Source organism: Flavobacterium jumunjinense (assembly GCF_021650975.2).
GTDB classification, from domain to species: Bacteria; Bacteroidota; Bacteroidia; order Flavobacteriales; family Flavobacteriaceae; genus Flavobacterium; species Flavobacterium jumunjinense.
The window spans coordinates 4,158,503-4,173,288 of the sequence record NZ_CP091285.1; the positions used below are offsets into that span (position 1 = coordinate 4,158,503).

Below are 14,786 nucleotides of genomic sequence, written 5' to 3' on the forward strand. Positions count from 1 at the left end.
ACTTAGTCTAATCTTTTTTCTTAAAATTATAAAGACATGATAATTTCTTTATAATCTGTTGTCCATTGCGTTAAAGTATCTAGAGAAGATTCTAATTCTAACTTAGCAATAATATTAGCACGATGTTTTTCTATGGTTCTTTTTGAGACTTTGAGTGTTTCACAAATTTCTGCTGAATTTTTACCTTGTGCTATCAAACGAATAATAGTTCTTTCCGATGGAGTTAACAATCCTACTTTTCTGAGTTCATTATCTACAGTATACTTGATATCTTCCTGAAAGGATTTGCTAAAATAAAATTCATCCAATAAAACAGCTTTTATACAGGCTTCAATTTCATCGAGATTATCTTCTTTCAACAAATACCCGTGCGTGCCTACTTTTTTCGCTTGTACTATAAATCCCTTTTCTTTATGATAAGTCATCACCACAAATTTGGTATCTAACTGTAGTCCTTGACAGTTCTTAATGACTTCAAAACCATTAAAAAAAGGCATTTCAATATCTAATAGCGCAATACTAGGTTTATGTAATGCTATTATTTCTACTGCTGCTGCACCATTATTAGCCGTAGCCACAATGTTATACCCTGCATTTTCAAGTTCTTCGGCTAGCCCTTTTAACATGATAGGGTGATCGTCTGCTATGATTAAAGAAATGTTCCTTTTATTCATTTTTTTCCTGTTGGATTTAAAAGTAAGGCAAAATACAACTTATCTATCAAATAGGAAAGGTTACTTGCATTATTGTTCCCTTTTTAAGTATCGAATTAATGGTTAGATTAGCCTTAAGTATTTTGCTTCTTTCTAATAAAGATTTCATACCTAAACTTTTAGAAAACTGCATTTGTTTTTCATAATCAAACCCTTTACCATTATCTTCTACAATAATCTCGATTGTTGATTTTCCCTTTCGAATGTCTATACTTACAGCAGTTGCTTCTGCATGTTTTACTATATTATTTAAAATTTCCTGTTGTATTCTATATAAATGTAAGGCTTCTTTATTGTCTAAGTAGGCATCAACATTTTCTATTTCAGTTGTAAAAAAAAGTTCGGTATTCGTATCAATTGTAGTGATTAAATCATTTATTCCTGCTGTAAAACCTAATCGTTCTAATACTACGGGATGCAATCCTTGTGAAATGGTTCTAACGTTTTGCAGCGTATCTTTGGCTAAAGCCTCCATACTAGCGTCATTGCTATTCTTTGATTTACGCGTTATGAGCATTAACTGCTGCCCCACACTATCGTGCAATTCCAAGGCTACTCTTGTACGCTCCTCTTCTTGTGCATTAATAATATCTTGGGTAAACTTTTCTTGAATTTTTTGTTTCTTTTTGGCAAAATTACGAGAACGAATTACGGTTACAAAGCCAAACAGCACAAGCAAACCAGAACCTCCAAAGAACATCCACTGATTCTTAATCTTATTTTTAGAATCTAATAAGGCAATATTCGCTTCTTGATTTTCAATGGTTAAATCTCTTTTCTCTGTTTCATATAAAGTTTGATAATATGCCAAAACTCTTGTCTTTTGAATGTTCCCTATAGAGTCTTTAATATGCGTATAATTTTTAAAATGATAAAGTGCTTTTTCTTTATCCCCTATTTGTTCATACACATCAAATAAGAATTTTTCAGCCAATTGTATTTCCTCAAATTGTTTGCCTTTCTGCTTTAATTTTAAATAGGTTTCGCCATAAGTAAGAGCTTGTTCATACTCTTTTTTAGCAAACAGAAGGCTTTTCTTAGCTTCTAAATAGGAAGCCTCATTATAGTTGGTTGTGTATTTTTCTGGGTTAGCTTCTAACTTCTTAACTATTTTTTCAGCTAATGCAATGCTGTCATTTTCTGCATAAGCAACGGCTAAAGCCGATGTAAAGATAGGATCAAAAAAAGTTTGATGTTGTGATGTTTCATTATTTTTAAGCGCTAATTTTAAATTGGCAATGCGTTCTTCTTGGAAACCCGCTTTATTATTATCGGCTGCCATATTGAAATAAATAACACCAATATTAGTATAGGGTTTAAATCTTTTGGCTAACTCAATTTGTTCTTCTCTTTCTTTTTTAGATTCTTTATAAAACCCGCTTTTACTGTATAAAATGGACACAGACCCTTTGGCATCAATCCATTTTAAAGTATCTTTTACTTTTTGAAAATAACTAATAGCATCTGCAAGTGATAAGGATGCTTTTCCAAATTCTCCATTATCCACATAAACAACTCCTTTTCTAAAGGCAATCAAACCTATAGTAGTAGCATTATATTGAGTAGCATAGAAATACGCTTTATCATACGCTTTAATAGAGGCTTCAAAATCTCCTGCATAATAATACATATTGGCTACATTAGTATAATAATTATCTAGTATTTTAGGGGATGATACTTTAGCCAATAAAGGCTTCATAGTAGCTATAATTTGTTTGCCTTCATCAAATTTCCCCGAGGAATGAGCTATATAATCAATCAGGTTAGAAGCTTGTCTTGTGGCTACATTTACCGAGTCTAGTTTTATGGCATACTTTATAGTAGTTCGTAATATAGAATCACACTCCAAATTGGTATCATAATAAATATACGTTGCTAAGCTATCTAATAGTTTAAGCCGTTTTGCTCCTTGCGCTTTTTGAATAGCGGTTTCTAATTGTTGCTTCTTTTGTAGGGCATTTTCTTCTTGAGCAAAAATACATATTGAAACTAGTAATAGCGATACTAAAAACTTTACTTTCATTTGTTTTGTTTTTGTAAAAATAAAAACTTTTTAAAAAGATGCTATCCTATTTGTAGCTTTTGTATTAAAATAATTTAAAAAGAGGGACTGAATGGTTGAAAGAGAATAGAGACAAACTATTTCAATAAATGACAATCTTAATAGCAATAATCTGTATTATTAATCCCCTCAACAAAGAACAATAAACAACTACTTCTTTATTTTATTTAGCAAATATTGATTAAAAAAGTTTTAGGAAATGATACCTATCTCCTATTTTGGTATTCTATGAGTCACTACATTACTAGGGTTTCACTTTGCCAATTTTCAAAAAACAGCAAAACCGTTTTGGCATAATCGGTTTTATAATGAACATCTATGGAAAAATCATATTGGATAAGGTTAAAAAACAAATATAAATATTTGATTCATTTATTAAACTATTCACTGCTAATACTACTACAATTAAAAAACCTTTACCAAAGAAAATCTAATAAAAGACAACTTCGGTAAAGGCACATCAAGAGTATTTTTATTATAGTAAAACTAATTACCAATCACTATTCACTAAGGACTAATTACTCATTCTCAAGACACCAATGCAATATCTTAGCAATATTCTTCGCATCGTCTACACCCCTGTGGTGTGTTCCTTCTAATGGAATATCTAAAATTTCCAACGCTCCGTTCATACCTACTTTTTTATTCAGTCCTTTCACTTCACTAAACAATTCTTTTACGTTAATGTGATGACTTCCCATAGGGTAACTAATTTTCCTGTAGGAGCATTGTTTTTTCAGCATGTTCAAATCGTACTGACCGTAACTTGCCCAAGTGTATTGATCGGGTTGGTATTCCTGTTCCAGCATTTCAATAGCATCTTCAAAAGACATTCCTTCCTTATCCAATAATTCTTGAGTAATTGTGGTCAGTTCGGTACAAAACGGACTTACCGTGGAATGTTCTGGTTTAATAAGGATTCCTTTATTTTTGGTAATCGCTCCAGAAAGAGTATCTAATTCGCAAATACCTATTTCTATTATTTCGTTGACTTGCCCCTTAGGCACTGGACCATTCCAGCAAGTCGCTTCTAAATCTATGATGATTATTTTTTCTGTTGTTTTCATTTTTTATTTTTCATTGCTATAAAGATGGAGTCAAACGCTATTGTATTTTTGTTCTTTCCATTCTTCACTTTCATTTCGTCTAATTTTACTTTAGCCATGTGTTTGTGTATGTCATCCAAAAAAGCATTTTTGGCTGGTTTACTCTTACTTTGGCTATTTAAACCTATTATAGTAAATACTAAACTTATTGCCTGTATTATATTTACTATTGCGTGTAACGTATTTTTATTTGTATTCTCTTTTTTCATTATTTCTAAGTTTTTGTTCTACCAGTTGTAATTTGAATTTACTATAAAAGAAAATGATGATTTTTTTCTTGATATGAAATATAAAATCAAAGCATAGCATCGCTACGTTTTTATTTTATATTGAAATAGCGAGGAAAAAAGGGCGTTTTATTCTAGTAAATTCAAATGATAAATGGTATAGAACCTCGAAATAAGAATTCCGAGGTTTTGTTTAATCTACTAACAACTGCGTTACAGCAGCTGCATTTATGGCCCATTTTGAGTCGTAAACTTCATCAGCATCTGGTGCCTCTACAATTTGCAAATTTTGAGCCTTTGCTTTTATAGTTAACAAACTACCAATATTCAATTTGCTCGATAATTTCGCTAATAGAGCTTGAACACCTTTGTAATCCAAACCTTGAACAACTTGACCTCCGAAAGTCATTTCTAACCAAACGATTTCTCTTTTAGCTACATCAAGTACACCAAATACTAAACCTTTAGCCACGTTTTGTGTCACTCGTACTTGGTGATCTACACAAGAAGGATCATAAGCCACACCAGATCGTTCTGAAATAGTCATCGGATATTTACTATTCATCCAACCTACAACTAAGTTGGGTGTAATACTTCCATTACTATAAGCATTACAAGTAAAGGTTACATATTTGGCTCCAGCATAAGCTAGTGCATTTATATCGATATTGATGTATTCGGCTGTACCAATTTGATTTGGAATATGAATTACATCACCACTATGTTTACAACCCGTTGCTTGCAATTGGCTATACGAACAAATCTCAGATTTATCTGCATAAGCAATATGACAACTCAAATCCATATCCAAATGCTGAGCAGGTAAACCTTGTCCCCATTGCATAAACAATCGCACAGTATTACCTTCTATTGGAAAACGAGTTCCCATTAAAGCTACTGGTAAATCCTGAATGGTTTCACTTCTATCGCCTATAGCTACTGGCATATTGAACAATTGCGGATCAATGTAAATTGTTTTGTTCTCATTCTTTTGAGCTGCAAATCGCTTCTCCATCGCTAACAAGCATAAATCTTCAATTTGATTTTGCATCGCTTTTAATTGGTCTTCGTTATACAACGATAACAATCTATTAGATCCAATTTTCTTATTTACACCACCTAAAGGTTTCACACTTCTTTGTATGTTGCTATCAAAGTAGTTTTGCGCATACATATTCAACGTAAACACCAATCTTGCAGGTACTTTATCAATAATAGCAGTAAAAGCAGCTATCGTTTCATCAGGTCCAAACCATAACATGTTAGAGAATAACGAACGAGCAAACAAACCGGGTCTTTCTTGTAATAAAGCAAAAGTTTTATTTGCATCAGAACGCAAACGATAATAATTTACTCTTCCTTGCCACACTTCATAGGTTTGGTTATAAAATACATCTAACAATGTTTTCAAAGCTTCAAATCCTTTTCGCTTACTATATTCTGGCAAACGCAAAGCTCTAATAAAACGCACCCACATTGCTCTTTTTGGATGCATCATTTCACATGCTTTTTCTGCTTCTAATGGCAAATCATTCAACCATCTTGCTACCATTAAACATTCCTTTCTTGAATATTTTAATTTCAAGTCTACTGTTGTGATTAATTTCGCTTTCGCACTATTATCAGCAGCAACAAAGAAATGTTGGTTATTACTAGCAATTCTATTGATGATTGTTTTTGGTTCAACAATCTGCAATAAATTGGTTTTCTTGTACCATAAGTAACGTAAAATATCCGTTGGAGAAGTAAAAAGAGCACTTGCCTTTTCTTCTTTATCCAAGTCGATCAACGTATCAATCACCAACATCATGGTTTCCTTAATTCCAATTTTCACTTCGCTTGGCAATGGCAAATGAGACAACAATGCTTTCAAACTATCCACTTGTGTAGCGTCTAAAGCCGTTTTAGAACTTAATAACGAATAATAAAAAGCATGTAACTCTTTCTCAGTCCAAAGCTCCAATACTTTCATTTTACTACCTTGTCCTTCTTGTTTAGCTGTATCAAACTCAAATGGAGTACCGCAATAAGGACAACCATTATAACGCTCTAATGGAAACGTATTCGCAGGAATAATATGTCCACATGCTAAAGTGGTTCCTTTATTAGTTTTAAAAACATTCGCAAAAAAAGTAGTAATATGATCATACAAAGACTCTCCTGTTGGAATCTCCCAGTTTTTTACCAATGGTGTCCAGTTTTTGTTAACACCTAGTACTTCTTTTATGATGTCTTGAATTTCTAACTTATATTTTGGATGTACTGCATTAATAGCTTGTAGAGCTTCTTCTGAAAAAGCAAATCCTAACTTGGCTACATTGGCTACTAAAACCGATGTTGGCCCTGTAATCGTTGTGGCATTTCCAGTGATAAACTCACTAGGAATATATAGTGCGTTTTGACGCAAGCTGATTTTTAATAATTCGTTTGTTTTCATTGTATTTATTTTTAAAAAATTAGATAATGGTGCTTCTAGTTCTTATCGTGAGTTTGAAGTAAGAAGCACTTGACCTTAATTCTAGAAGATAATGGACTAACTAGTTTGACAAATTTTAAGTTTGTGGTTGAAGTAAGTTAGTTTTGACCTTCTATAGTGGAGCAGATGGGATTCGAACCCATGACCTGGGCGTTATAAGTGCTGAAGTAAGTTTGAATTGACCAAAACGCTATTTGAAAATGTACCAACATTTTTGGACTCGAACCAAGACTTCCGAAGAAGTCTAACCTGTTTGAAGTATGTTGGTATTGTCCAACTAGTTCTGACGTTTTGATAATGTATAAACTAACCTGCTCTACCACTGAGCTACTGCCCCAAAAGATGAATCAACTGATAATCGCACAAGTGTGTTTCTTAGGAGGAAGTTTGAAGTAACTTATACTTGACCTTGTTGACTCATTTTTAGTATTTAAAAGAACGTTTTTATTTCTTTACAAAGATTTCATTATAAGTACGCAATTATTTTACGTAGTTTAAAAATCTTTTATTTTATTTTATTTACTTCACAAAAATCTCTTTCAATTGACCGATAATGTTGCCACTTCCAGAAATCGTAATTTCACCAATCTTATCAGCAATTTTCTCTACATATTCCATCTCTTTCAACTTCCAAAGCATTTCGTTTTCTTCCATCAATTTAGCCGTGTTCAACAAACTTCTTGTGGAAGCTGTTTCCTCACGTCTCATAATGCTATTGGCTTGTGCTTTCTTTTCAGCTACTAAAACCTGATTCATGATTTCTTTCATATCTCCTGGTAAAATAACATCACGAATTCCAACAGTAGCAACGTTTAAACCTAAAGTTGCTACTTTTGTTTTGGTTGCTTCCAAAATAACTTCGGCAATCGTATCTTTTTTACTCAACAACTCGTCTAAAGTAAAATCACCTACAAAAGCTCTCAAAGCCAACTGCATCGTTACATACAATTGTTTGTCATAGTCTTTATTGTTTACCAATGCTTTAATGGCATCAACCACCTGATACGTTACAAAGAAATTGATTCGCAAAGCCGCTTTGTCCTTGGTCAACAATTCTTGTCCAGAAATTTCCAATTGTTGTTGTCTCAAATCTATTTTCTTAATCTCAATGGGTGTAGTATTGTTCCAAAAGTAATACGTACCAGCTTCAACTGTTTTTTGATACTTCCCGTCAATAAACAACAATCCTTTTTCATTACTGTTCAATTGAAAACTTCTTATCATTCCTCTCACTCTCACCTCATCAAATAAATAGGTTGGTATTTCCCTATCAATTTCAACCGAAGTTAAATCAACAATTGTGTATTTGTAAGTATGCATACCTTTCCAAAAAGCATATTTTCCTTTTGTTAAAACATCTTTAAAATGAGTGTCTACATAGAAAAAAGCCACATGATAATCTGGAATTTCAATTACCTCAAGTAAACTTGCCAATGCTTCATTTTGCAAAAGTATATTCAAATCGATATTTGGTAAAAAAGGCAATGCTTTTTCATGTATTTCAACATTTTTAGCTCCCGTTATCCAATATTTCCCTTCTTCTAATACATTAATTAGTTTTCTGTTTTCAAATACTAATCCTACTTGATAAGCATCTATTGTAATTCTTTTTATCATATTTTCTATATTTTTAATCTGAATTTAATCGGATGTTATTTTCTCTTTTCTTTATTCTCTTCTCTCTTTTTAAATAAGAAAACGTTTTGCCTTTGTTCTCCAAAAAGGACGGAAAAAAGGAAGTTAAAAGAAGTACTAAAATGGTGTTGTATTATTTTTTACGAGCCATAAGAATAGTACGTAAGCAAATACAAAAGCAAATTAGTTGTTCCAATAACAAACTCAATCTTCAGGTCTTTTTGTGAGTGTTCCTCCTTCTTATTGCTAAAAAGGTTTTACTAACAAAGACAAGCTGTTTTCTTTGATTCATTCTTTTTAACGAGAGAATGTACTCAACCTATAATCGCATTGAATTGCGTGCGGGATTCGAACCCTTATTAATGTGCAAGAACCAAAATCTTGTGCGTCTACCATTTTCGCCATACTACATTGTAGCAACAGGATTCGAACCTGTAAAACATTTGGTGATTGTTTTTTTGGAAAACAACCGAAAACCTCCAAATCAAGTTGCATAGTAAACCATCATACGCAATTGCGAAACGAATACTACAATAGTGCTATACAGAAACACCCAACAGGACTTGTTTGATATTTTTAGTCTTTTAAAAAGAACGTTTTTATACCAGTTGTGATTTGTAATTTACCGTAAAAGAAAATGATGATTTTTTTCTTGATATGAAATAGAAAATCAAAGCATAGCATCGCTACGTTTTTATTTTATATTGAAATAGCGAGGAAAAAAGGGCATTTTATTCCAGTAAATTCAAGTGATAAATGGTATTATTCTAAATCATTTGGATCAATACTTGTTCCAATCGTGTCGCATTTTTGTTTTAATTCTTCTCTAGTTAGCAATCCAATTCTAAAGCATCGCAAAAGAAAAAAATAAGCAGCATCGACCAATTCTTTACGTAGACCTTTTTCCTGTTTATACACTGGCAAACTTGGTTTTCCATTACTAAACTCACATCTTCCATTACAAATAAAACAATATTTATGTATAACAGTTCCATGATCTTCTGTCCATTCTTTTTGAGCAGTATAGAGCTTATCAAATCGTTTTTTATGTTCGTCTATAGCTTTTAGCGATGTAACTACTTCATTAATCCAAAAATCAATGTTTGCATATTGTCCAACAACATGATGTGTATAGGCAGTTGTAAACTTTCTCAATTGTTTGGTTATCAAATCTGATTTTTCAAAAGTATAGATCATTTTAAGTCTAATTTTAAGTTTTAAATACTACCTAACATTTTATTTCTTTACAAAGATTTCATTACAAGTACGCAATTATTTTACGTAGCTTAAGAATCTTTTATTTTATTTAATTATCAACTACTTAAAACAAAATAGCCTTTACTTTTAAAGAACGGAAAAAGAGAAGTTAAAAGAAGTGTTGCAAGGGTTTTCTATTTCATTCACCCTATTGTACTGGCAAATAATACAAACAGAAAAGCAAAACAGCAGTTCCAGAAACGTACACCCTTTTCAGGTCTTTAGATAGTGTTTCTTTATTAAAAAGAAAGGTCTCTTTGCAAAGGCTAATTGTTTTTATAGTAATTTTAAAAGAACGTTTTATTACTAATTCTATAAACTAAATACCGTAAAGCATTTTTTTGTATTCATAATCAGTAATCTTTTCCTTAATAGTTACTTTAGCTAAATTCACTTTGATATAATGTGGTGTCCAACAATCAGATACTTCTGTAGCTATTTCATGTCCGTTAACACAGGTTTTATTCATTCCATCTAAACCAGAACTACCACAACAACCTGAGAAACGATTACAATCTTTATGATTTTTAAAAAAATAAGCATCAATTGCTATCACTATTTCTTTGCCACTGTTTTCATGATTAGTAATGGAGAACTTATTTTTCGCTATCATATCCACACCATCCTCAAATCGTAAAGCATTGGCATTCAATTCTGTTAAATCATCAGTCAATTTTGCATTACATGTTTTACAATAAAGTCGAATCGTTTTCATATCATTTTATTTTCTGATACAAAGATTTCAATAGTAGTACGCAACTATTCTACGTAGCTCAAAAAATGTATAAATTATTCTCAATACTGTACTATTGCAAACATTCCACAAGAAACTCACATAACACTTTATAGAACTACTAATGAGACCCTTTATAGGGTGACAAGATTGCGAATAAAAATCTGAGTAAATCAGCTAAATCTGCGTGCTTATTTAATAATAATAAAACTTTACACAATCTATAACCATTAACAATTAAATAATTAATCCACGTCTATAGCTTTGCATTTTTTTATTGTTTTAAGCGTTCTTGATGGGCTTTATCTCGTTGATCTATGGCTCCAAAGGGACTTCCTTTGAAATAGCCAATATTTACAAAACCATTCTCTTCTGTAATAAGGGACTCTTTCTTAGTAACAGCTCCTGTATATTTGGAACCATAATTTCCTTCTAATTGTCCCGTTGCAGGATTTAAGTCGCCCCATTTGGGTGTTTTTCCATTATAAATAGGTTCTACGAAATAAATAATTCCTGTTATCTTCGATTTCATTAAGAATCTTCCTGTTTCGTCGGTATTCGTTAAAAATCGTTTTAGTATATCTTGTCGCATTTTTTTATTTTTTAAATTGTTATTATTTTGTTGTTTTCTTAAACCACATAGACACATAAGATGCTTGATAAATTTTAATTCATCCAATTAAACAGAACTAGGAAACTTTTCCTAATACTATGTGCCTATGTGGTGCTTTCTTATAAAAATGTTCACACTTTAAACGTCATAAACTCTTCTTTAATTAAGCCTATCACTTGGTTATTGACTCTTTTATTAATTCTTTTTTGCTCTTCTTTTTCCAAAACCTCCAAAGCATTTGGGTGGTCTTTCTTAAAATCGGCAATCACATCTTGTGAAAACAATCCGACTAACTTCCCTATCATCTTTGGGTGAAACTCCCCCTCTTTACTCAACACATTATACAATCTATTCATTGTAATATAGTTTTGAATAGCCTCCCAAATGTTTTGTGCTTCTCCCGAAAAATAATCTTCTTTATGTTCTTTTTTAGGCTTGTTGTTCCTACCTACTTCTGCCCATTTATCGTTTTTATTCTTCAAAATCACACGTGATCCGTTTCCAAAATACTTAGGCACATTAGGTTTAATAATTACCCCTTCACAAATATTCATTTCCATTTTTGGCAAACCCAACCAATCTGGAATCAAGGAATTAAACTCATTTGGATAACGAAACGCTTCTTCTAAAGTCCCTTCAAACAAGGTCTTTGCATAAAAGAAACCTGTTTTTTCAAACACACTATTTGCCGAATCAACCGTTAAATAATGCGTACCATTTACTTTAATATCAAAAGCATAGAAATCGTTCTCCGGACAATAGTCTACTCCTTTTTGCACTTTAATAGCATTTTTTACTACAGGTACATCTTTGTGATTGTAATTCCCTCCAAACAATTCTCCAAAAATCACAATGAATTGGGTTTCTTGAAATTCCGATTGTACCGTTTTAAAAGCTTCCAATACGTTCTCTTTGTATCGTTTTGCTACTTCGTGAGCATTAAAAAAAGTTTCCTCTTCATCCACGAAATCAGTACGTTTTGCAATTTTAATCGTTACTCCATCTGTATAGAAAGAGAAGTTAGCACCGTGTACTTTTTCTTGTACGATATAGGTTTCTTTTTCAAAACCATGCATGATAATTTGTTCCAAAACTTGCTTTTGGTACGTATTTTCTATTGAATTATATTTTCTAAATTCCATTTTTTCTATTTTTTTACTTTTATTACCTTTTTTAATCACTTCAATAGTACTCCCAATCTACGTCACTTCGAGTGCGAAGCCTATCGAGAAGCATTTTCTAACAACAGTTCTCGATACTCTTTTTATAAAATTGCTATTTGCATTTCATAAAAACACTCGAACTAACGAACAGCTAAGTACTAATCACTTAAACACCAGAAGGAATCGAACCTCCATCTCCAGCATACATTGCTGTTGCTCTATCCTTTGAGCTATAGCATTTTGTTGATTCGTCAGGATTCGAACCCGAACAAAGAGAGTCAAAGTCTTACTATTCACTAATTACTATTTACTAAGCACTATTTACTAAGCACTATTTACTAATCACTATGCGCTAATCACTGGCTACTAAACAGTCTGGGAAGCAGGACTCGAACCTGCAACCTCTCGCATCCAAAGCGAGTAAACAACCATCGTTATCTTCCCAGCGGTTACTCAAAGTCAAGTCTTTTTGAGAGACAGTCAAAAAAACCATCCTTTGAGTGGGTGTTCCTTTCTAAGAACGTTTGTTGATTCGTCAGGATTCGAACCCGAACAAAGAGAGTCAAAGTCTCTTATGCTAACCATTTACATCACAAATCAGTTTGTACTCCGTACGAGAATCGAACTCGTATTTACTGCTCGAAAGGCAGTTGTCCTAACCGTTAGACGAACGGAGCATTTTGTACAGGAAGAGAGAATCGAACTCTCAAAATTCAGAGTCTAAGTCTAACGCGTTTACCCGTTTCGCCATTCCTGCATTTTCTTCCTAAGGACTTTTCACTAAGTACTAATCACTAAGTACTAACTACTAAACAACACAAAAAAAGCACCTCGTTAAAGGTGCTTCATGTATACAAATAAGATAGTAATATCCTATTGCCTATAGTGATGCACCTGCATGTTTCGTTTTACCGCGAAGTCAAAACTCGGGTTTAGTGAAAAGCTACGCTCTAGTGAAATTAAATTCATTTTTTGTTCTCCTTTATACTGTATATCTAGTGTTCTCATGTTTCTTAATTATAAATTGTTACTGATTAATTAATCAATTGTTTTTATTACTTCTTCAAAAATCAATCATTACTAATTAAACATAACTAATTGATTGTTCTCATTATTTCTGCTGCAAAGATAAAGTCAAAAAAAGTAAACTTCCAAATCTTTTTTAAAATTATTTTACTGATTATCAATTAGTTAAGCTCATTTTTAAACAAAGAAAAGCCTGTCCGTTTTACAACCGATATCCTTAAATCATCCAAATGACTGTCTCTCATTTGCTTAGCTTTCAAGTCTTATTTTGTTTTATTTTTATTAAGCATTAAACATTTTTTTCTTTTTTATTTTTTTAATTCTATTCTCTTCTCTCTTCTCTTTATTCTCTTCTCTTTATTCTCTATTCTCTTCTCTTTATTCTCTTCTCTTTATTCTCTTCTCTTTATTCTCTTCTCTTTATTCTCTTCTCTTTATTCTCTTCTCTTTATTCTCTTCTCTTTATTCTCTTCTCTTTATTCTCTTCTCTCTTCTCTTTATTCTCTATTCTCTATTCTCTATTCTCTATTCTCTATTCTCTATTCTCTTTCCTCTATTCTCTTCACTAAACAAAACAAAACAAAACAAAAAAAGCGCCCTCTTGTGAAGGACGCTTGTATCTATTGTGAAGTAAAAAGTACTTTTTCTGTATTCTAAAACTCATAAAACATTACAAACGACCTATTGCCCTTAGCAGGGAATCCCTCTACTAAACGGTAGTTACTATCCATAGATAGTATAGCAATATGTTGTCTTAATGTTTTCATTTCGAGGGCAAATATAGAAATTAAAATTGAAAAAAAGAAAAATTTGAAAACTCCAAATAATAATCTCCCTCCTCATTATAAATATTTAAGGCTGGTTGCAAACGATTTCCTTGCGCATTTTCGGTAGCAATCCAGTCATACACCTTTTGCATTTTCTTTTCAAAAGACTGCTGAATCGATACATTATTAGCCTGTGCATCTTCTAAAGATAGTATACCCTCTTTTGAAATTTTAAGCAACAATTTAATTTCTTCCTTTGTATCAAAAAAAGCCTTTAGCGCTAGTAACTCATGCACTTTATTACTAAAACCGATAAAAGAAGGAGCATAAAGAAAAAGGGAAATAAAAAATACTCTTTTAAACATGTTTGTTTTTTTGCCAAATTTATAAAAAGATACAGCAGTGCGTAAGAGTAGAAATTTAGTTTGTCTTTAAAACCTATGGCGCTCCTAGAGGTACTTATGCTCAATCTACAATAGTAGAAATTTAGTTTGTCTTTAAAACATTGAAGTTGCAATTTTTTCTGTTGCATCTACAATAGTAGAAATTTAGTTTGTCTTTAAAACACAGTTAAATAAGATCTACAATCATTACATATCTACAATAGTAGAAATTTAGTTTGTCTTTAAAACATGGATGAGCAAATCATTAAACAACCTATCTACAATAGTAGAAATTTAGTTTGTCTTTAAAACAAAACCAATGGTCGCAGATGTACACAATCTACAATAGTAGAAATTTAGTTTGTCTTTAAAACCATCAAATGAAAAGGTATTAGTTAATAATCTACAATAGTAGAAATTTAGTTTGTCTTTAAAACAAGTATCTGCTTGATAATAGCACTCTTATCTACAATAGTAGAAATTTAGTTTGTCTTTAAAACATTAATAACTGCATTTAAACTACTCTCAAATCTACAATAGTAGAAATTTAGTTTGTCTTTAAAACTTATCACTTAAAACACTTTCGGTTTCTTATCTACAATAGTAGAAATTTAGTTTGTCTTTA

11 protein-coding genes, 5 tRNA genes and 1 CRISPR repeat array (1 of these 17 cut by a window edge) are annotated in these 14,786 nt (G+C 31.9%); all 16 genes read right to left on the minus strand.

The annotated features are described in order from the left end of the window. Positions 1-26: 26 nt before the first annotated feature. Entirely contained in the window at positions 27-674 is a 648-nt protein-coding gene (locus L2Z92_RS18865; protein ID WP_236456248.1) for a response regulator transcription factor, read from the minus strand. A 46-nt stretch (positions 675-720) separates the two neighbouring features. Further along, the gene (locus L2Z92_RS18870) at positions 721-2,736 is read right to left on the minus strand and encodes a tetratricopeptide repeat-containing sensor histidine kinase (protein WP_236456249.1); all 2,016 of its coding nucleotides are present in this window, start codon (positions 2,734-2,736) and stop codon (positions 721-723) included. Between the two features lie 557 nt (positions 2,737-3,293). Continuing rightward, positions 3,294-3,842 (minus strand): 3'-5' exonuclease, encoded by a 549-nt coding sequence (locus L2Z92_RS18875; RefSeq protein ID WP_236456250.1) that lies wholly within the window; start codon positions 3,840-3,842, stop codon positions 3,294-3,296. Then, on the minus strand, positions 3,839-4,090 hold the full coding sequence (locus L2Z92_RS18880) for a hypothetical protein (protein WP_236456251.1): 252 nt from the start codon (positions 4,088-4,090) through the stop codon (positions 3,839-3,841). Before L2Z92_RS18880 ends, L2Z92_RS18875 begins: the two co-directional genes overlap by 4 nt. Before the next feature lie 211 nt (positions 4,091-4,301). After that, positions 4,302-6,545, minus strand: coding sequence for a TerD family protein (locus tag L2Z92_RS18885; RefSeq protein ID WP_236456252.1), 2,244 nt, complete (start codon positions 6,543-6,545; stop codon positions 4,302-4,304). Positions 6,546-7,103: 558 nt separating this feature from the next. Continuing rightward, positions 7,104-8,201: a slipin family protein gene (locus L2Z92_RS18890; RefSeq protein ID WP_236456253.1), complete on the minus strand. Its 1,098-nt coding sequence runs from the start codon at positions 8,199-8,201 to the stop codon at positions 7,104-7,106. Between the two features lie 780 nt (positions 8,202-8,981). Further along, positions 8,982-9,416 carry a hypothetical protein gene (locus L2Z92_RS18895; protein ID WP_236456254.1) on the minus strand — a complete coding sequence of 145 codons (435 nt, stop codon included), beginning with the start codon at positions 9,414-9,416 and terminating at the stop codon, positions 8,982-8,984. A gap of 379 nt (positions 9,417-9,795) precedes the next feature. After that, positions 9,796-10,191, minus strand: a complete 396-nt coding sequence (locus tag L2Z92_RS18900) for a hypothetical protein (protein WP_236456255.1) — start codon at positions 10,189-10,191, stop codon at positions 9,796-9,798. Between the two features lie 292 nt (positions 10,192-10,483). After that, positions 10,484-10,801 (minus strand): hypothetical protein, encoded by a 318-nt coding sequence (locus L2Z92_RS18905; protein WP_236456257.1) that lies wholly within the window; start codon positions 10,799-10,801, stop codon positions 10,484-10,486. Between the two features lie 152 nt (positions 10,802-10,953). Then, entirely contained in the window at positions 10,954-11,964 is a 1,011-nt protein-coding gene (locus L2Z92_RS18910) for an RNA ligase family protein (protein WP_236456259.1), read from the minus strand. Between the two features lie 189 nt (positions 11,965-12,153). Continuing rightward, positions 12,154-12,225: transfer RNA gene (locus L2Z92_RS18915), tRNA-Thr, on the minus strand. Positions 12,226-12,359: 134 nt separating this feature from the next. Beyond that, positions 12,360-12,431: transfer RNA gene (locus L2Z92_RS18920), tRNA-Pro, on the minus strand. Between the two features lie 81 nt (positions 12,432-12,512). Further along, positions 12,513-12,585: transfer RNA gene (locus L2Z92_RS18925), tRNA-Gln, on the minus strand. 5 nt (positions 12,586-12,590) lie between these two features. Then, positions 12,591-12,662, minus strand: a tRNA-Glu gene (locus L2Z92_RS18930). A 6-nt stretch (positions 12,663-12,668) separates the two neighbouring features. Then, positions 12,669-12,742: transfer RNA gene (locus L2Z92_RS18935), tRNA-Leu, on the minus strand. Between the two features lie 1,056 nt (positions 12,743-13,798). After that, positions 13,799-14,143 carry a hypothetical protein gene (locus L2Z92_RS18940; protein ID WP_236456260.1) on the minus strand — a complete coding sequence of 115 codons (345 nt, stop codon included), beginning with the start codon at positions 14,141-14,143 and terminating at the stop codon, positions 13,799-13,801. 37 nt (positions 14,144-14,180) lie between these two features. Further along, positions 14,181-14,786: direct repeats of the CRISPR family, unit length 36 nt; unit sequence ATCTACAATAGTAGAAATTTAGTTTGTCTTTAAAAC; it runs 1,903 nt beyond the window's last position.

What these genes read in the sequence shown, in the direction of transcription:
- L2Z92_RS18865 (WP_236456248.1), bottom strand. Translation starts at nt 674, where the DNA reads ATGAATAAAAGGAACATTTCTTTAATCATAGCAGACGATCACCCTATC.
- L2Z92_RS18870 (WP_236456249.1), bottom strand. Translation starts at nt 2,736, where the DNA reads ATGAAAGTAAAGTTTTTAGTATCGCTATTACTAGTTTCAATATGTATT.
- L2Z92_RS18875 (WP_236456250.1), bottom strand. Translation starts at nt 3,842, where the DNA reads ATGAAAACAACAGAAAAAATAATCATCATAGATTTAGAAGCGACTTGC.
- L2Z92_RS18880 (WP_236456251.1), bottom strand. Translation starts at nt 4,090, where the DNA reads ATGAAAAAAGAGAATACAAATAAAAATACGTTACACGCAATAGTAAAT.
- L2Z92_RS18885 (WP_236456252.1), bottom strand. Translation starts at nt 6,545, where the DNA reads ATGAAAACAAACGAATTATTAAAAATCAGCTTGCGTCAAAACGCACTA.
- L2Z92_RS18890 (WP_236456253.1), bottom strand. Translation starts at nt 8,201, where the DNA reads ATGATAAAAAGAATTACAATAGATGCTTATCAAGTAGGATTAGTATTT.
- L2Z92_RS18895 (WP_236456254.1), bottom strand. Translation starts at nt 9,416, where the DNA reads ATGATCTATACTTTTGAAAAATCAGATTTGATAACCAAACAATTGAGA.
- L2Z92_RS18900 (WP_236456255.1), bottom strand. Translation starts at nt 10,191, where the DNA reads ATGAAAACGATTCGACTTTATTGTAAAACATGTAATGCAAAATTGACT.
- L2Z92_RS18905 (WP_236456257.1), bottom strand. Translation starts at nt 10,801, where the DNA reads ATGCGACAAGATATACTAAAACGATTTTTAACGAATACCGACGAAACA.
- L2Z92_RS18910 (WP_236456259.1), bottom strand. Translation starts at nt 11,964, where the DNA reads ATGGAATTTAGAAAATATAATTCAATAGAAAATACGTACCAAAAGCAA.
- L2Z92_RS18940 (WP_236456260.1), bottom strand. Translation starts at nt 14,143, where the DNA reads ATGTTTAAAAGAGTATTTTTTATTTCCCTTTTTCTTTATGCTCCTTCT.